The 17741-nt window shown below is 55.9% G+C and carries 22 protein-coding genes; 2 read left to right on the top strand and 20 right to left on the bottom strand.

The features are described from left to right. Positions 1-225 precede the first annotated feature (225 nt). From EVJ32_RS03445 to EVJ32_RS03435, 3 genes are read right to left on the bottom strand one after another with little or no spacing between them, the layout of a single operon-like run. On the bottom strand, positions 226-549 hold the full coding sequence (locus EVJ32_RS03445; RefSeq protein ID WP_236633692.1) for a hypothetical protein: 324 nt from the start codon (positions 547-549) through the stop codon (positions 226-228). Between the two features lie 10 nt (positions 550-559). After that, a complete protein-coding gene (locus EVJ32_RS03440; protein ID WP_131456642.1) occupies positions 560-1387 on the bottom strand; it encodes a GNAT family N-acetyltransferase in 828 nt (275 codons plus the stop codon). A 58-nt stretch (positions 1388-1445) separates the two neighbouring features. Beyond that, on the bottom strand, positions 1446-1931 hold the full coding sequence (locus EVJ32_RS03435) for a hypothetical protein (protein ID WP_236635493.1): 486 nt from the start codon (positions 1929-1931) through the stop codon (positions 1446-1448). Between the two features lie 158 nt (positions 1932-2089). Between EVJ32_RS03435 and EVJ32_RS03430 the strand changes: the two genes are divergently transcribed. Next, the gene (locus EVJ32_RS03430) at positions 2090-2584 is read left to right on the top strand and encodes a hypothetical protein (RefSeq protein ID WP_131456638.1); all 495 of its coding nucleotides are present in this window, start codon (positions 2090-2092) and stop codon (positions 2582-2584) included. Positions 2585-2617: 33 nt separating this feature from the next. Here EVJ32_RS03430 and EVJ32_RS03425 read toward each other — a convergent pair whose 3' ends face one another. Beyond that, on the bottom strand, positions 2618-2914 hold the full coding sequence (locus EVJ32_RS03425) for a putative quinol monooxygenase (RefSeq protein ID WP_131456636.1): 297 nt from the start codon (positions 2912-2914) through the stop codon (positions 2618-2620). Positions 2915-3034: 120 nt separating this feature from the next. Between EVJ32_RS03425 and EVJ32_RS03420 the strand changes: the two genes are divergently transcribed. Next, on the top strand, positions 3035-3949 hold the full coding sequence (locus EVJ32_RS03420) for a YitT family protein (protein WP_236639472.1): 915 nt from the start codon (positions 3035-3037) through the stop codon (positions 3947-3949). A gap of 30 nt (positions 3950-3979) precedes the next feature. Here the strand turns inward: EVJ32_RS03420 and EVJ32_RS03415 are convergent, their stop codons facing one another. The 16 genes from EVJ32_RS03415 to EVJ32_RS03340 form a co-directional block, all read right to left on the bottom strand. Then, positions 3980-5038, bottom strand: coding sequence for a GGDEF domain-containing protein (locus EVJ32_RS03415; protein WP_236639471.1), 1059 nt, complete (start codon positions 5036-5038; stop codon positions 3980-3982). 99 nt (positions 5039-5137) lie between these two features. Next, positions 5138-5365, bottom strand: a complete 228-nt coding sequence (csrA, locus tag EVJ32_RS03410) for a carbon storage regulator CsrA (RefSeq protein ID WP_016509303.1) — start codon at positions 5363-5365, stop codon at positions 5138-5140. Beyond that, a complete protein-coding gene (fliW, locus tag EVJ32_RS03405; RefSeq protein ID WP_131456634.1) occupies positions 5365-5802 on the bottom strand; it encodes a flagellar assembly protein FliW in 438 nt (145 codons plus the stop codon). The genes csrA and fliW overlap by 1 nt, the downstream gene beginning before the upstream one ends. Positions 5803-5817: 15 nt before the next feature. Beyond that, positions 5818-6372 carry a DUF6470 family protein gene (locus EVJ32_RS03400; protein WP_236635510.1) on the bottom strand — a complete coding sequence of 185 codons (555 nt, stop codon included), beginning with the start codon at positions 6370-6372 and terminating at the stop codon, positions 5818-5820. A gap of 27 nt (positions 6373-6399) precedes the next feature. Beyond that, positions 6400-7350 (bottom strand): flagellar hook-associated protein FlgL, encoded by a 951-nt coding sequence (gene flgL / locus EVJ32_RS03395; protein WP_131456630.1) that lies wholly within the window; start codon positions 7348-7350, stop codon positions 6400-6402. 6 nt (positions 7351-7356) lie between these two features. Continuing rightward, positions 7357-8859: a flagellar hook-associated protein FlgK gene (gene flgK, locus EVJ32_RS03390; protein WP_201740681.1), complete on the bottom strand. Its 1503-nt coding sequence runs from the start codon at positions 8857-8859 to the stop codon at positions 7357-7359. Positions 8860-8871: 12 nt separating this feature from the next. Next, the gene (flgN, locus tag EVJ32_RS03385) at positions 8872-9228 is read right to left on the bottom strand and encodes a flagellar export chaperone FlgN (protein WP_070328643.1); all 357 of its coding nucleotides are present in this window, start codon (positions 9226-9228) and stop codon (positions 8872-8874) included. Between the two features lie 110 nt (positions 9229-9338). Beyond that, positions 9339-9590: a flagellar biosynthesis anti-sigma factor FlgM gene (locus tag EVJ32_RS03380; RefSeq protein WP_131456628.1), complete on the bottom strand. Its 252-nt coding sequence runs from the start codon at positions 9588-9590 to the stop codon at positions 9339-9341. A gap of 24 nt (positions 9591-9614) precedes the next feature. Beyond that, complete coding sequence (locus EVJ32_RS03375; protein ID WP_131456626.1) at positions 9615-9959, bottom strand: flagellar protein; 345 nt, start codon at positions 9957-9959, stop codon at positions 9615-9617. A gap of 58 nt (positions 9960-10017) precedes the next feature. Further along, on the bottom strand, positions 10018-10686 hold the full coding sequence (locus EVJ32_RS03370) for a ComFC family protein (protein WP_131456624.1): 669 nt from the start codon (positions 10684-10686) through the stop codon (positions 10018-10020). Further along, complete coding sequence (locus EVJ32_RS03365; RefSeq protein ID WP_131456622.1) at positions 10683-11837, bottom strand: DEAD/DEAH box helicase family protein; 1155 nt, start codon at positions 11835-11837, stop codon at positions 10683-10685. Before EVJ32_RS03365 ends, EVJ32_RS03370 begins: the two co-directional genes overlap by 4 nt. A 124-nt stretch (positions 11838-11961) precedes the next feature. Then, positions 11962-13596 carry an alpha,alpha-phosphotrehalase gene (gene treC / locus EVJ32_RS03360; protein ID WP_131456620.1) on the bottom strand — a complete coding sequence of 545 codons (1635 nt, stop codon included), beginning with the start codon at positions 13594-13596 and terminating at the stop codon, positions 11962-11964. An 82-nt stretch (positions 13597-13678) separates the two neighbouring features. Then, positions 13679-15127 carry a PTS system trehalose-specific EIIBC component gene (treP, locus tag EVJ32_RS03355; protein WP_131456618.1) on the bottom strand — a complete coding sequence of 483 codons (1449 nt, stop codon included), beginning with the start codon at positions 15125-15127 and terminating at the stop codon, positions 13679-13681. A gap of 203 nt (positions 15128-15330) precedes the next feature. Further along, a complete protein-coding gene (treR, locus tag EVJ32_RS03350; RefSeq protein WP_131456616.1) occupies positions 15331-16074 on the bottom strand; it encodes a trehalose operon repressor in 744 nt (247 codons plus the stop codon). Positions 16075-16089: 15 nt separating this feature from the next. Then, a complete protein-coding gene (locus EVJ32_RS03345; protein WP_131456614.1) occupies positions 16090-16938 on the bottom strand; it encodes a DegV family protein in 849 nt (282 codons plus the stop codon). Positions 16939-17033: 95 nt separating this feature from the next. Beyond that, positions 17034-17729, bottom strand: a complete 696-nt coding sequence (locus tag EVJ32_RS03340; RefSeq protein WP_131443248.1) for a response regulator transcription factor — start codon at positions 17727-17729, stop codon at positions 17034-17036. Between the last annotated feature and the right edge of the window lie 12 nt (positions 17730-17741).

The raw sequence follows: 17741 nt of genomic DNA, 5'->3' as shown, positions 1-17741 counted from the left end.
TGGCGCGAAACAAAACGTCAGACCTGAAAGGCATGACGTTACAGAGCGTGATGGCGATCATCGCGGTAAACCTGAAGCGGATCATCACCCTCTCAAAAGAAAAAACAGGATAAGGGCAAGGAAAAAGAGCGATTGTCCCGACTTGAGTCGGTCCAATCGCCCTTTTTTCTGTTCACGCTCGGATAGAGCGGAGGTTTTTCAGTGCCCTCCATTCGAGAGCGTCCTTTAAAAGCGGTCGTCTTCTTTTATCACACGTGTCCGTTCACGGGTCGTCGTGAGCGCATCGATCGCAAGAGCGATCGCCGCCACCCAGTGCAACATCATGCCAACGAACGGGATGAAGCCGAGCACTGACGCCGTGATCCCGACGATCGGGCCGAACGAGACTTTGTTCAACCGCGATACCGACAGAATCAGGACGACGATGTGAAACACGAGCATGAATCCGAGCGGTGAATAACCCATACTGATGATGAACAGCCCACCGAGCACCGGGATGCCGAGCAACGCCTCAAACGCGGCACCTAACCATTTCAAATTCCGAACCATCGTCTCCACCTCACAGTTCTAGTAAGTAAAACTCATAGCCGCCGTTCTCAGCGAATCCGGCCCGCTTGTAAATCTCGAGTGCGGCCTTGTTTTCGGTCTCGACATCGAGTTCGAGCTTCGTGCGGCCCATACGGAACAGCTGTTGGACCATCTGCTTCAGCATCTTCGTGCCGTAGCCTTGGCCTTGTTCGCTCGCCCGCACGCCGAACGCGTGGATGCTCGCGGCATCGTCACCTGACAACAGCGCGCGGATGACACCGACGGGACGCCCTTCAACTTCACCGATGTACGTCACGCGGTCCGGCGTGTCGATTTGGCTGTAGATGTTCTCGGTCACGTCGACCGGGTCACCGAACGCCTCACTGAGCGTCTCGATGATGACGGGACGGTCAGCGTCCGTCGCCTCACGGAGCGACACTTCGTTCGGTTTCAAGAACAACTCGGCTTTCTTCAAGACGAGGTTGTACTCCGAGAACTGATACGCCGCGCCAAGGTGGTCGACGACCGCCTTACCCGACTTCGACTTGCGGTCGATGACGAACGTGAACGCCTCGCAACCGTTCTCTTTCGCGTCGCGTTTCGCTGCATCGAGGAGCGCCGTGAAGACGCCTTGCTTGCGGTAGTCCGGATGGACGAGCGCATTGACCTCATACTCGTTCGGGAGATACGGGAACAACATCAAATAACCGATCAACGTCTCACCGTCATAGACGGCGTAGTCGTTCTGTCCGACCGCGACGTGACCGATTTTCACGTCGATCGCGTCATGCGCGTTGACCGCTCCTTCGAGCGCTAAAACCTGTTCTGCCTGTCTTGCTTCTTCTACTGTCCAATTCATACGAATCACCTCAACTGTATTGTAGCATAATCGAAAAAGCCCGCCGAAGCGGGCTGACTCATAACGTACGGAACTCGAGCTCCGGGAGCGTCTCAAGTAACTCCGCGATCTCATCCGTATGCGCCTCGGCGCCTGGGACGGCCTCGGTCGGCTCGACCCAGAAGAACGTCTTGTCGCTCGCGCCGAGATAGTTGCCGTAACCGATTTCGGTCGCGAACGCCTCTTCCGAGAGTTCACGGTCGATCAAGTCAAGGTGGAACAACAGTTGGTCGTCCCCGTCCTCGACGTTATAGTAGAGGTCGAACGTGCCGTAGCTATTTTTATCGCCGATATCGACGACGTCTTGTGCTTTTTCGATATAGACGTCACCGCGCTCGATCGCCTCGGCGATCTTCGACGGGAGAATGATCTCGTAGCCGAGGTCGCGGTCACGGATCGTCTGTGACGTATCATCGGTCCGTCCGCGTGACGAGACGACACCGACCGTTGCGACGAGGGCACCGGTCACGCCAAGCGCGACGGCCCATTTTACTGTTTTATTCATGTTGAACTCACTCCTCTTTGATGACTGCCATGAGACGATTATCGCACAAATTAACGTCAAATCATTAAATATTCTGAAAAAACTTTTTAGGATGCGTTGACGCCCGTCCGCCAATCCCATACGATAAAGATATCGTATTACAGAAAAGAGGAACTGACATGTCAAACGAATCCCAATTGTCGCGCGCACAGCTCGACGCGCTCTTGAAAAACGTCTTCGCCCTGCAAATCCCGGTCATCGAAAAATTCATGACGGATCTGTTTAAAAAATACGTCTCGACGGCGTCCACGTTCAAGCAAGACATGGACACGATGAAAGCGAGCGAGTGGCACCAACAATTCTTCGGTCAGAAGGCGATGCCGCACTTGTTCATCGAGAACCTCGGCTTCGGCGCTTCGTTCCGTCACCAGGAACAAGAAAAAGTCGTCAAGATCCCGGACAACATGACGGTCGTCAAACCGGACTCGGACAACCAGATCGAGGAGATTCTCCAAAACCTCGACAAGACGCTCGCGTCGATGGAAGTCAAAAACAAAGGACTCGTTAAAAAGTTCTATAAAGAAACGCTCGAACTCATCTGTCAGCTCGGTAGCCGTACCGGCATGATGGACGAGTTTTATGAGCAGGTCAAAGGCAGTTTGACGAAAGCATGATAAAACATCCACGTCCGCGGACGTGGATGTTTTTCAATATTCGCCTCTAGGCTCGAACACGGCCAAGCGCTCGACTTTGGCCAAGACCGGTCGCGCCCGCTCGATCAGCGTCTTCGTCGTCTCAAGCGAGAGCGATTGCTGATGGGCGTCTACACTTTCCCACACTTCGTAGACGAGAATCGAATCGTCATCGAGTGAGACGTTCACCCGGTACATAGCGCACGTCGACTCTTGTTTCATCGCCTCGGCCGCCTCGAGCAAGATCGCGAGCAACGTGTCACGCTCACCCGGAATAGCGGTCAACTTGCCGAACAATCCATATGGACGCATGAGATCTCTCCTTCCTGATTCTCGACTTGTTCCATAATTTGTGTCAGATTTCCTGCCTCGACCGTAAAATCCGTTGTGAGGTTTGCTATACTAAAACAAAAAGGAAAGGGGCGATACGCGATGCAGCGTCCACCGATGCCTTCCCCCACCCCGGAGGAAGTGCTCCGCTTAAAGCGGGAACATAACCCGATCAAACCGACCGAGCTCTTCGCAAAAGCGCTGCTCCTCTTGATCGGCGCCTTCATTTTCGCCATCGGGCTCGAGGCGTTCCTCGTCCCGAACCAGATCATCGACGGCGGCATCGTCGGCGTCTCGATCATTGTCTCGTATCTGACGGAAACAAAAATCGCCATCTGGCTCGTCCTGTTCAACTTGCCGTTCATCTTCTTCGGCTACCGCCAGATCGGGAAGACGTTTGCCGTCGTCACCCTCGTCGCCATCTTACTCATGTCCGGCTTCACGATCCTGTTACACTCGATCGAACCGTTCACGGACGATCTGCTCCTCTCAACCGTGTTCGGCGGCTTCTTGCTCGGCGCCGGGATCGGACTCGTCATCCGGGCCGGCGGGTCGCTCGACGGGACCGAGATTTTGGCCGTGTCGTTCACGGACCGGCTCCCGTTCTCCGTCGGCGAGATCGTCATGTTCTTCAACATCTTCATCCTCGGCACGGCCGGCTTCGTCTTCAGCTGGGACCGGGCCATGTACTCGCTCATCACTTATTTCGTCGCCTTCAAGACGATCGACATCGTGTTAGAAGGGATCGACCAATCGAAATCGGCGTGGATCATCACGACCGAACCGGATGAGATCGGTCAGGCCATCATGGACCGGCTCGGCCGCGGCGTGACGTACCTTCACGGCGAAGGGGCGTACACGGGCGACGGCAAGAAAGTCATCTTCACCGTCATCAGCCGCTTAGAGGAGACGAAACTGAAAGACATCCTCGACGACTATGACGAAAAGGCGTTCCTTGCCATCGGCAACATTTACGATGTCCGGGGCGGACAGTTCAAAAAGAAAAATATTCACTAAAAAGGTCGGCCCCGGGGCCGACCTTTCGCGTTATCCTAATCGTGCCTGATCGCGTCCGCTCATCTTCGCCGCATAAAGCGCCGCATCGGCCCGCTCGAACACAAGCATGCTCGGTTCGGCGTCGGCGACCGATGCCCCGATCGAGATCGTCATCGGGATCGTTTCCCCCTCGAACGTGAACGGTGTCTCGCGGACGACATCGACGACCGCGTCGGCAAGCGCCACGACGGCCTCCCCTGCACCTTCGACGACCATCAAAAATTCTTCGCCGCCGTACCGACCGACAAATCCCCCGTCCGGGCAGTTCAGGCGTAACGTCTCACCGATTTGACGCAACGCCTCGTCGCCGGCACGATGGCCATATGTATCGTTCAATTGCTTGAAATGGTCGACATCGATGACGAAGAGTGCCCACGGTCGACCTGACAGTTCCACCTCGCTCAACCGTTCGAGCGTCATGTAGCGGTTCGGGAGTCCCGTCAACTCGTCGACCGTCGCCCGATGGGTATGCAGACGGAACATCCAAAGGTGGGTCTCCAACTTCTTGGCACCCCAGTAGCACATCCAAGCCCCGAGCGATGTCATCAGGAAATACGGGATGAACACGTCAATAAACGTATCGAGCGAGACGTTGCCGACGACGCGGACGAGGACGAGCGCCATGCCGATCGCGATGTACACCGCGAACGAATGACCTCGGCGCACCGATTGGCGACCGAGCCCGACGGCAATCACCCAAAAAATGCCGATCATGACGAAGGCGTTCATGATGACCGCACTGAATCCCTCTGTCATCAACCTGGCCGCGACAGATGTGATGATGGCGACGGTCACCCCGACCGGACCGGCGAATGCCGCCGCGAGTGCGAACGGGATGATCCGCAGGTCGATTTTGGCCCCGTCGACGACGATTGAGTTGATCGTCAGCAACACAGCGATCAGTCCGTTCGACAGCCCGAACCAGATGCGGATCGAGATGGGTGATGACACTTGAATCGGCAAAACGTCACGCATCACATAAAACGTCAACGAAATGAGCAAATAGATGATGCTGATATTGATAAAAAAAATGTTTACAACCTGACCCAATCGACCCAATCCTTTCCCAATTCTTCCTATCTATCCTATCGTACCCGTATGACACGTGTCAGCCTATCTAAAAATTCAGCCAGCCAAAAAGTCGAAAGCTCATGCTTCCGACTTGTTTTTAAGCATTTGTTTCATCAAATTGGCACTATCGCGGGCCGATTCGTTCTCGGTTTGCATCTGGACATACACCTCGTGGCGATGGATGTCGATGTGACGCGGGGCGTCGATGCCGAGCTTGACTTGGTCGCCTTCGATGGCGAGCACGGTGAGCGTCACATCGTCGCCGATATGGATCGCCTCACCTTGTTTTCGTTTCAATACGAGCATCAGCGCACCTCTGCTTTCTGGCCGCCGAGCGGGTAGCGGGCCGAGTAGGCATCGTCAAGGATGACTTGCTTGCCACGGCGCTCTTTCGTCTCGATGACGATCGGTGCCTTCAAGTTGAGCGTCGAGGCGTCGAACGGTTCGCGAAGCGTGACGATGGCGTATACCGAGACGTGCTCGGCCTCACCGATCGCGAGTTGCTCCTTGGCACCGTCCGTCAGTTCGAACGCATAATCCGCCTTATGCCAAAACGGGTTCGTCACGACGAACGCACAAGCCGCATCTTCGATCGACTGCAATGACCAGAACGGGAGGTCGTCCCCGTACGGAATGAGGACGAACGTCTTCGAGTCCGGAAAACCGGGCACCTCGCTGACGAACGAAATCGTCTCTTCATCATTCACTTCAATCTTGCCAAAATAATCTGTCTCAATGAACATGGTTTGTCCTCACTTTCAACGCGTCTCATCATACATGCCACCGATTGGCCACATCTCGAGCGACGCCTCTTGGCGAAGCGAGATGTCCGTCGTCCATGGTGTGAACGAAATCTCGGCCGGGGTAAGCGATACATCTATTTGTGCCGGCGTCAGGTTCCATTCGATTTTGACATCCGCCGGCGTATACGTCAACTTGACGCGGTCGATCGACTTCGGCATATAGCCCATGTCGACGATCGGGTACGGGTCGTTCACTTTACTCGCGGCGATGCTCGGGATCGGGTTGCCGTTCTCGATCCGCATCAGTTGATCGCCTTCCCGGGCCGCCTGACTCGTCGCCTCACGCACGCCTTGTTCGCCGAGCTGGCCGAAGTAGCGGCCGAGTTCGAGCGCGCTTTTCAAGTTGCTCTCACTGCGTGCGACCGATGAGTCGACTTCGAGCGTGCCTTGTCTCGTCTGTTGCGTCATCTCGACCTTGCCTTGCGTCATCGACACGTCGGCCCGCCCTTGTCTCATCTCGAGCACGGGGCGGTTCGACGTCATCTGGATCGCGGCCTGCGTCTGCCGCATCTCAAGTCTCGCCAGGTTCATCCGCGCTTACCGGAGGAAGTCGAGGAGCGTCGGCTGGATGATGCGGGCCCCGGCTGAGAGTGCGGCCCGGTGTACCGTCTCATGTGACTTGAGCTCCATGATGACTTTCTCGATATCGATATCTTCATTGTTCGACATGATCGTCTTGGCGATGATCTCGTGGTCTTGCAGACGATTATCGACGAGTTCGAGGCGGTTGGCGCGAGCCCCGAGTTCGGCCCGCTCCGTGATCAAGCTTTGACCGAGCGTGTCGAGCGTCGCCAGTTCGGCTGATAGATCGGCCCCACCTGTCGTCGCTGCCCCAAGCAAGCCACTTAACTTTTGAAGTCCCTCAAACAGCTTTTGTCCAAAGACTGTCTCCGGTTGCATATTCACTTGCATCTTGATCCCTTTCGAGACTTCGAACTCGATTTTACCGCTCGGGTCAGGATCACCCGGTATTTCGTTTGCTGTATAAATTTCAGCAATCGTGACCGGATTTAAAGGATCGTTCTTTAAATAGCCCTTTAACTTGTCCATATCGATAAGCGGTTGATCCGTCTTCGTCCCGTTATAAATATACTTCTCGCCGGCTTTCGAGTTCGCGAGCGAACCGATATGTTCGACGAGTTGGTCGATCTCACTCTTGATGATCTCGCGTTGCGACGACTCGTACGTGTCGTTCGCCGCTTGCGTCGTCAGTTCACGGATCCGTTTGACGGCTTCCGTCACTTCGTTCAACGTCGAGTCGGTCAAGTCCATCCAGCTCGTTGCTTCGCTGACGTTACGGCGGAACTGGTCGACTTCGCGCACTTCGGTCCGGTAACGGATGCCTTGCATCGCGACGACCGGGTCCTCGGACGCTTTTTGGATCCGTTTCCCGCTGATCAGTTGTTCTTGGACGCGGGCAAGCGTGTTATAACTGCTCGATAAATGTTTTAAGTTCGTCTGTGTGAGCATCGTCTGTGTGACACGCATTACTCATTACCTCCCTACGACACCCATGCCGTTAATGATTTTGTCGAGCATCTCGTCGACCGCCGTGATGTTCCGTGCCGCCGCGTTATAGGCGTGCTGATACTGGATCATCATCGTCATCTCTTCGTCGAGCGAGACCGCGCTCACCGATTGGCGGCGTTGGTCCGAACTCGCCATGAGCGCGAACGTGCTCTTGGCGAGACTTCCGCTCTGGCTCGCCGAGACGGCCATGTTGCCGATGACGTTTTGATAATACTTCCCGATCGACGAATTGGTCGTGACCGAGCCGCCCGTAAACGCCAACGCTTGGTTCTTCAAGTCGGCAAGCGCCAACGCCCCACTGCCGTCGCCGATGTTGCCGTCTTTTGAAGCAGCGATCAAATCGAGGTTCTTCATAATGTCATCGCCGACGGTTATATCCGCCGCACTCGTCACGTTCACGAAGAATTGATCCGTGCCGGCGACGCCTGTCGCATCGATATTGCCACTATGCGCGGTGTTGAAGGCAGTCGCGAATTGATTGGCCATCTCATCCAAATCTTTCAGCATGACGGTGAAGGCCCCGTCAATCCCTTCGCTCGCACCCTCGCCATACATTTCGACGAGTGCTTTCAACTTCCCGTTCGGAATCTCGGCGTGGGTGAGCGGCGTGACTGCGCCTGCCGCATCCGTCAATTCGAGGCCGTCAAATTTCCCGACCCCTCCTCCGATGGCGTCAACGAGTGTCACGTTGTTCGGTGCGGCTTTCGTTCCGAGGTTGACGACAATGTCGATCCGCCCCTCGGCCATCCGCTGCGAGTTACCGCGCGTCTCGCCGTTCAAGTAGTCGACCGGTTTGCGCTCGAACTCGACGTATTGCGCGAGCTCGTCCATGTAGCGGTCACGTGCGTCATACAGTTCGTTCGGGAGCGCGCCGAGCGGTTCTGCGTCCCCGATTTGGCGGTTGACGTCGCTGATCTTCGTCAACAGGTCGTTCACTTTCTTGATGACGACGTCGGCTTCTGACTTCAAATCGTCTTGGACTTTCGTGAGCGAGGACGACATATAGTTGAACGTCTCGGCGAGCGTCATCGCCCGTTGACGAACGACGCTGCGGGCGCCGGTGTCATCCGGGTTGACCGACAAGTCTTGGAGCGATCCCCAGAACAAGTCGAGTGATTTGGCGAGACCATTCTCAGAAGGTTCGTTGATGATATCCTCCATCCGGCCGAACGCCGCTTCTTTCGTCGCGTAAAACGAGTTTTTGACCGTCTCGTCACGGTACTGTTGGTCGACCATCAAGTCACGGATGCGGGCGAGCGTCTCGCCGCGGACACCGGTGCCGAACTGTCCGGCCTTCGTTCCGCCGAAGTTGACACTCAGTTGCTCGGTCATGCCGATCGTCAGCCGCTGGCGCGAATAACCCGGGTTCGAGGCGTTGGCGACGTTGTTCCCCGTCGCCTGCAGCGCCCACTGGTGCGTCGTCAAACTGCGTCGCGCCGTCTCTAATCCCATAAATGTTGAGCCCATGAATGTTCCTCCTTATACGTCACGGCTGAACGAGCGTGTCTCGAACGCCTGTTGCCCGTATGTGAAATCGTCTGCTTCTGGCATGAGCATGTCCAAATGCCAATTGATATACCGGAGCGACTGTTCGAGCAACGTCGCGTTCAGTTCATTCTGTCGCTTCAGTTCGAACAGCACCGGTCGTAGCGCTTCCTTCTCTTCATCGTCCAAAACGAGCAAACCTTGAAGTCGTTCCGTCTCTTTTTGTCCGATTTGTCGGACAATCGTCGCTTCTTCTTTGACGAGCGCGCTGAAAGCGGGCATATCACCTTTGATGAGCAGTTGTTCTTTTGCGTAAGCGAGTTCGAGTAAACGTGTATGTAATGTGAGCATAATGGTCTCCTTTTTCCAAAAAAAGAGCTGACTAAAAAGGGGTTCCCTTGTCTAGTCAGCTTCCGTGCCGTGTTATAAGTGCGAAGGCCTCAAGCGGACCTCGCTTCCATTCATCCTTGTAGAAAGCGTTTGGCGATGTCGCGCGCGTCCCGTGTATACGTCCCTGCGTTGATCTCCGCCTTCAAGGCGCTGATCTTCTCAAGACGGTCCGGATTTTTCACCGGTTCTTCAAACCGGGCGCGGGCTTCTGCCGATATCGATATTCGGTCCGTTTGGCGTGTTAGCTCGGGCTTCGTCTCGGCTTGCGTTTTCTTCTCGTAAGTGTTCGGTAAATGTACCCACTTTGCAGAATCGATGCGCATGCGTGTCCCCCCTCTTCTAAGTTGTTAGTCCAAACGATAAGCGCGAGCGCTCGTTTTGGTTACAGTTGCTTGTAAACCTTGTAGTTCTTGCTGCATCTCCGCCTGACAAGCCGAACAAACTTTTCCTTCGTTCGTCGCCTTGCCGCAGCGCACACAAGCGATGCTCATTGCTGGGTTGTCCTTGATGATCAAGCGTCCTTCATGGATATATCGCGTGATATCAAGTTCGGAGACACCTGTCGCTTCGACTAAGGCCCCGATCGTTGTCTGTTTGTTGGCTGGTTCCCGAATGAAGTCCCGAACTTTCAAGAAGTTTTGGAAATCGACTTCACTGCATGACGGACAGTACGGCGAGCGGCTTTGTTTCATAAACAAACGCCCACACATCTGACAAGTTGCTGCTTCCAATGTCATTCACCTCTGCCCTTTATATCGGACGCATTTTTGATTTGTTTAGCGCCCGGAACAGGCAAACCGCAGAAACTTCTGCATAGCCGGCTTTCTTCAGTGTGTACGCTGCTTGGTGGAGCGTCGTGCCGGTCGTATAGACGTCATCGACGAGCACGATTTTCCCATATGTAGTCGCAGCTTGTACAGCAAACGGGTTTGGACGGTGCCGCCTTTCTCCTTTCCCAAATTCACGCTGACTTGAAACCTCTTCTTTTTGAAGGAGTTGTTTTGTCGGTCCGATCGATCGGGCGAGCACGTCGGCCTGGTTGAAGCGACGCGTCAAAAGCCGCTCCTCCCCGAGCGGGATCGGCACGTAGATGGCGCCCGGTTCGCGCGTCCGTTTGAGCACGTCTGTCACGTGGCCGACGAGCGCGACGTCCCCGCCGAACTTGAAGCGATGGAGCCAATTCGTACCGGCCTCGTCGTAAACGTAGAGGCAACGGACCGTCAAATCGAGACCGAGCGCGAGCCAACGGATGCAGTCCGGGCACGTCTTCCCGTCTGGGCTAGGGTGACCGCAGCGTGGACATCCCGCTTCGAGCGGGGTCAACATCGCTTCACAGTCCGGACAGACCCAGTCGCGTTTCAATAGCGTCGCCGGACTCCACGGCACCGTCATCAGTTGGCGGCAGACGAGGCAGTTCATCGCCGGTTCGCCTCCTCGATCGCGCGGATGGTCCGGTCTTGCCGGAACGTCCGCTCGGTATAGAACAAGACGACGTCCCCGGTCGGCGCGTCAGGCTTCCGTCCGGCCCGACCCGCCATCTGGATGAGGGCGCGCGTCGAGAACAGCCGATGGTCACTATCGAGAATGGCGACCTGGACGCCGCGGACGGTCATGCCGCGCTCCCAAATCGACGTCGCGAGCACGATGCCGTTCGTTTCTTCTATCCAGACGAGCGTATCCGTCCGCTCATCAGTGTCGGCCGAGACGGCCCGGTAGTCGAGCCCGGCCGTCTCAAGTAGCTTTCCATAACGGGCAAGGTCCGGTTTCGTCGGGACGAACAACAGGCGCGGCGCCTCATGGCTCCGGCAAAAGTCGAGAATGGCCTCATCGGTCTGTTTGACGAGCCGCGGCACCGGCAAGTCGTGGCCGTGGTAGCGGCGCGACAAGTGGATGGTTGGGAACTGGCGCTGCCAGAGCGTCGGTGTCGCCGTCACGAACAAGAAGACACCTTTCCCGGCGCGCCAGAGCGTCCACCAGAGCGACAAGTCGAAGGCGAACGGGAACGCGTCCGACTCGTCGACGAGGACATAATCGAACACGTCGCGCAAATTCACAAGAAGCGGGGCCGTCGCGACGGTGATCATCCCGATCGATTCCTTGTCCCCGCCCCCGTAGCGCCTTGTGATCGGGACGGTGAAACTTGCCTCGAGACGATCGGCCCACTCGATGGCGACATCACGCCGTGGCGAGACGATCAACACCCGCCCCCCTTCGTTGACGACGCGCTCGATGACCGGGAACGCCATCTCGGTCTTGCCGGCGCCGCAGACGGCGTGGACGAGACCGGTCTGTCGTTTCTCCCACCACGTGAGCAGTTGCTCGCTGACACGTTGTTGCGCGTCTGCCAGTGCGAACGGCATGACGAGCTCGGTCGGTTCAGGCGGTGTCGTGATATCCCGCTCTTCTAAATAGTCACAGCGACAGACGCGCCCGAGGTGCAAGCAGTTGCGGCAATACTGACAGGCGCCGTGATGACAGGTGAACGCGCGGATATCGGTGCTCAGACAGCGCTGACAGACGCCGAAGCGGATGGCCGGTCTCCCGGTCGGACTGATGATGAGTTGTCCCATACGAATCCCCTTTTTTTCTTGACGGTAGCACGGGCCGTGACGAAGCACGAACTCGCTTGTTCACCGGATGGGATGGTGTTACGACACACAACAAGGCCTGACTCGGATCGAGTCAGGCCTACGCTTATTTCTGTTTATGGAACATGATCGCCTCGTACGCCCGGAGCGACAACGTCGTTCCGTCGAGCTGCGGCACGTCGTAGTTATGGCTAACGACGTCGGCACACGTGAACGATTCAGGAATCTCATACGTTGTCTCGGGCCCATAGAAGTTGGCGACGACGAGTACTTCTTCTTCGTCCGTCTTCCGTGTGTATGCCCAGACGTCTAGGTCCTGTTTCGTCAACAGTGTATAGTCCCCGTCCGTCAACACGTCGAGCTCTTTGCGGAGCGAGATCAAGTTCTTGTAGTGGTAGAACACCGAATCCGGGTCGTCGAGCGCCGTCTCGACGTTGACCTCCGTATAGTTCGGCGCCACGTTGATCCACGGTGTCCCGCTCGTGAAGCCGGCGTGCGGCGTCGCGTCCCACTGCATCGGCGTCCGTGAGTTGTCGCGTGACTTCTGTTTGATGGCGGCCATCATGTCCTCGTGCGACACGCCCTCGGCGCGCTTCAACTTGTAGATGTTGAGCGTCTCGATGTCGCGGTACTCGTCGAGCGAGTCAAACCCTGGGTTCGTCATGCCGATCTCTTCGCCTTGATAGATGTACGGTGTCCCTTGTAGGCCGTGGAGCACGGTCGCGAGCATCTTGGCGCTCTCGACGCGGTGGTCGGTATCGTTGCCGAAGCGGCTGACGACGCGCGGCTGGTCGTGGTTGCACCAGAAGATGGCGTTCCAGCCTTTACCATGCATCCCTTCCTGCCACGTCGACATGATATCTTTCAGCTGCACGAAATCGAACGGTGCGGCGACGAACTTCTCGCCGTTCGGGTAGTCGACTTTCAAGTGGTGGAAGCTGAACGTCATGCTGAGCTCACGCTCGTCCGGGCTCGAGTAGCGGACGCAATGGTCGAGCGTCGTCGACGACATCTCGCCGACCGTGATGACGTCATGCCCCTCGAACACTTCGCGGTTCATCTCTTTCAAGAACTCATGGATGCGCGGTCCGTCCGTATAAAACTTGCGGCCGTCCGACTCGTCCTCCGGGAAGTCCTGTTGCTTCGAGATCAAGTTGATGACGTCGAGGCGGAACCCTTTGATGCCTTTCTCGCGCCAGAACCGCATCATCTCGTAGACGTCCTCGCGCATCTGTTCGTTCTCCCAGTTCAAGTCGGCCTGCGTCTCGTCGAACAAGTGGAGGAAATACTGACCGCTCTTGTCGTCATACTTCCAGGCGTTGCCCCCGAACTTCGACTCCCAGTTCGTCGGTTCGTCGCGCCAAATGTAATAGTCCCGGTACCGTTCGTCACCGGCGAGCGATTTTTGGAACCACTCATGCTCGGTCGACGAATGGTTGACGACGATGTCCATCATCAGTCCGATCCCGCGCGCCTCGGCCTCGCGGACGAGCTCGTCCAAATCATCCATCGTCCCGTACGACGGGTCGATTGCGTAATAGTCGCTCACGTCGTACCCGTTATCGTTTTGCGGTGACTTGTACACCGGTGTCATCCAAATATATTCGATACCGAGCTCGGCCAGATAATCGAGTTTCGACGTCACTCCTTTGATCGAGCCGGTAGCGTTACCTTCCGGGCTGTAAAAGCTTTTTGGATAGATTTGATAGACGACTGATTTGCGCCAGTTTGTTTGTGTCATGAACGACAGCTCCTTTTGTAAGAGTTTTCATTTTGATAGGAAAAGGGGAAGAACCTCCGTCCCTCCCCTGGTCTTTCCCCTATTATGCAACTTTGTTTTCTTTGAGTTCGCCTTTTTTCATGTAGCGTTTCGACAAGGCGAACGTGAGCACGAACGGGACGACGATCGCGATGATCATCCCGACGATGAAGAGCAAGATCTTGTCCGTGAAGATCGACAGGAAGCCAGGGAGTCCCCCGACGCCGATCCCGATGGCCTGGACGTCGTTCAGCGTGATGAAGATGGCGGCAGTCGCCGATCCGATCATCGCCGAGTAGAACGGGAATTTGTTCGGTAAGTTCACCCCGAACATGGCCGGCTCGGTGATCCCGAAGTAAGCCGAGATCGCTGACGTCGACGCCATACTCTTTTGTTTGGCGTTGTGCTTGTAGACGAAGAACATAGCGAACGCAGCCGAACCTTGGGCGATGTTCGACAGAGCGAGCATCGGCCAGATGAACGTGCCGCCCGTCTCCGCGATGAGTTGCAAGTCGATCGCGATGAACAAGTGGTGCATCCCCGTGACGACGAGCGGTGCGTAGAACAAACCGAACAATAGCGCACCGACAATCGGTACTGCTTCGAACACGTTGACGAGGCTCGTCGCGATGACGTTACCGATTCCACGTGTGACCGGTCCGACGATCGCAAGGGCGAGGAAACCTGTGACGACGATTGTCGTGATCGGCACGACGAGTAGCTGAATCGCGTTCGGAACATGTTTTTTCAAGAACATTTCAATATGGCTCAAAATGAAGGCCGCGGCCAAAATCGGCAAGATTTGACCTTGATAGCCGACTTTCTCGATTTCGAACAGCCCGAGGATGTCGAACGTCGGGATATCGCCTTCAAGCGCCGCTTGCCCGTAACCCCATGCGTTCAACAAGTCCGGGTGGACGAGCAGTAGACCCATGACGATACCGAGCACTTCGCTGCCGCCAAAACGCTTCGTTGCCGACCAACCGACGAGGGCTGGCAGGAAGATGAACGCCGTGTTCGCCATCATGTTGATGAGGTCCCATAAGCCTTGCAAGTTCGGATACGCCTCGATGAGCGTCGCATCGTCGACGAACAATCCTTCTGAGGCGAGCAAGTTGTTGATCCCCATCAAGAGACCGGCGACGATGATGGCCGGGATGATTGGCATGAACACGTCCGAGAACACTTTGACGAGTTTTTGGAGCGGGTTCATCTTCTTGCCGCCGGACGATTTGACTTCAGCGACCGTTGCCGCCTCGAGCCCGGCGAGTTTGATGAACTCGGCATAGACGCGCTCGACGTCCCCGGCACCGATGACGACTTGGTACACGCCCGAATTCTCGAACGCCCCTTTGACGAGATCGGCTTCTTTTACTTTTGCCTCATTGACGAGCGACTGATCTTTCAGTGAGAGACGGAGTCGCGTGACACAGTGCGCCGCTTTATCGACGTTATCCTTGCCTCCGATGGCTTCTAGGATATCCGCGGCGATTTGACGATAATCTGCCTTCATAAGATAGGCCTCCTTTGTGTGAAAGCGTTTGTTGAGAACGGTTACATATGATTACAAACAAAGTTTAACTTATATAGACGAGTCCTGTCAACAACTTATCTATATAAGTTTATCGTGACGACTGTGTGACAAGCGTTCACTATTTTTGTTCCCTCTCCTCCCGATTCAAAACGACAAAAAGACCCCTTCTTGAAGAAGGAGCCTTAACGACGGGCCACATCGCTGAACTGAAACTTGTCGAGCCGGTGACGGGACTCGGTGTATTCGAACTGCCGGCCCTCGTACAAAAACGTGTCGTTCGTGATGACGATGACATATTCGTAATGACCCAAGTCGAGCCGCGACCGGTCAAGCTCGGTCACGTCCTCGGCCGCGATTTTCCGCTTCGCATAGCTGATCTGTTGCCCGAGCTCGTGCTCGACGTATTGATAGATCGAGTGCTCGGCAACCTGTTTCGTCAGACCGGGGACGAGGTCTTTGACGAAATAGTTCACGTCTAAAATGACGTTCTCCCCGTCGAAGTTGCGGACCCGTTCGATCCGGTAGACGAGCGTGGCGGGCTCAAGGCCCATCCGCTCGGCGAGCCAACTTGGTGCCTCGATCTCCTCGAACGAGGCGACGCTCGTCTCGATCGAACGTCCGAGCATACTGGCGTATATTTCCGAGAAGCTGACGATGCCGTTGAACTGGAACTCGATCTGGTCGCGGCGTAGCACGAACACGCCTTTGCCGTGATGTTTGCGGACGTAGCCGTGCTCTTGGAGCAGATCGAGCGCCTTACGGACCGTGCCTCGGCTCGCCTCATATTCATGCATGAGTTCTGTCTCCGACGGCAGTTTCGACTCCGCCTCGTACTCACCCGTTTTCATCCGTTCGGCGAGCCGTTCGTAGATTTGACGATACTTGGCCACAAGCCCACTCCTTTCTTCATCGAAAAAGACGACCATTTGGCCGTCTTCTGTTTAGCGTTCGCAGTGATACCACGTGATGCCGATCGCACCAGGGCCAAGGTGTGTCCCGATGACCGGTCCGAAATGACCACCCGTGACTTGCGCTTGCGGAAACTTCTGTTTCATCGAGGCAATCTCTTCGGCCTGACGTTCCGGGCAGTTGGCGTGGATGATGCCGATGCAATAGCCGGCGCCGTCACCGACGATCGATTGGTCCATCATCTCTTCGATGCGACGGACCGCCTTCTTGTACGTCCGGATCTTCTCGAACGGGACGATCTGTCTATCCTGAAAATGAAGGACCGGCTTGATCTGCAGGAACGAGCCGACGAGCGCTTGCGCCGCGCTGAGCCGTCCGCCCCGTTGGAGGTGGTCGAGGTCATCGACGACGAAATAGGCACGGATCCGTTCACGCGTCTTCTCGAGATGCTGCATGATCTCCTCGGCCGAGGCCCCAGCGTCACGCATATGGACGGCCTCTTCGACGAGAAACGCCTGAGGCATGCACGAGATCTCAGAGTCGAACGTATGCACGTTGACATCGACCATGTTGTTCAAGGCGATCATCGATTGATACGTACCGCTGATCCCGCTCGAGAGCGTGATGGCGACGACGTCGGTCACTTCAGCCGGAAGGCTGTCGATCAGTTCGACCGTCTCCCCGATGATCGGTTGCGATGTCGTCGGCAAATTCCCCGCCTCGATCCGTTCATAAAACGCCTCCGTCGTGATATCGACGGCCTCACGGAAAGATTCTCCGCCGAAGATGACGCTGAGCGGTGCGACGTGGACGTCGTGGCGCTCACAAAAATCGGCCGGCAAATAAGCGGTACTGTCGGTCAAAATCGCTATGTTTCCCATACTATATCCTCACTTTACATCGTTTCGTTTTTCCAATTGAATTAAGATTCCATTCCATATTGTAGCACAAAAGCGATGTATTGCATCGGTCAAGGTCAAATCTCGACCCACCCGCGGCGGATCGCATCGACGACGGCTTGCGTCCGGTCGTTCACTTCCATTTTGCGAAGGACCGATGAGACGTGGTTCTTGACCGTCTTCTCACTGATGAACAGCATGTCGCTAATGTCGCGGTTCGAGCGGCCATCGGCGAGCAAGTGGAGCACTTCGACCTCACGGCGCGACAGCAACCGATAAACGGGATCGTCCATCCGGTTCACGACATTCCGTTCGGCTTGTTCTCCTTTGAACTGGAGCAGGCGGCGATAATCCTTCAACACGTTCGTCGTCACTTTCGGGTGCAAGTACGCCCCGTCTTTCGCGACCGAACGAACGGCCGAGATGAGTTCGCTTGAAGCAACTTCTTTCAACAGAAAGCCCGATGCCCCGGCCTCGAGCGCATGCGTTATGTAAGATTCGTCGTCATGGATCGACAGGATGAGGACGCGCGTGTCCGACGATGCCGCGGTCAACTGTTTCGTCGCCTCGATCCCGTTCAAGTCCGGCATGTTGATGTCGAGGATCATGATCTCCGGTTTCTCCTCTTTGGCGATGCGAATCGCATCAGCACCCGTCCGCCCTTCAGCGATGACGGTGAACTCGTCTTCTAAATCAAAGATCCGCTTCAAGCCCTCTCGAAACAGCTCATGGTCATCGACGATTGCGATGCGGATTGTATTTGTCATTTCCATCGTACACTCCCC

The organism is Exiguobacterium sp. SH5S4 (genome assembly GCF_004337045.1).
In the GTDB taxonomy this organism is placed as follows: domain Bacteria; phylum Bacillota; class Bacilli; order Exiguobacteriales; family Exiguobacteriaceae; genus Exiguobacterium; species Exiguobacterium aurantiacum_A.
The sequence above is the reverse complement of the archived record's forward strand: the minus strand, read 5'-3'. Positions and strand labels throughout refer to the sequence as shown.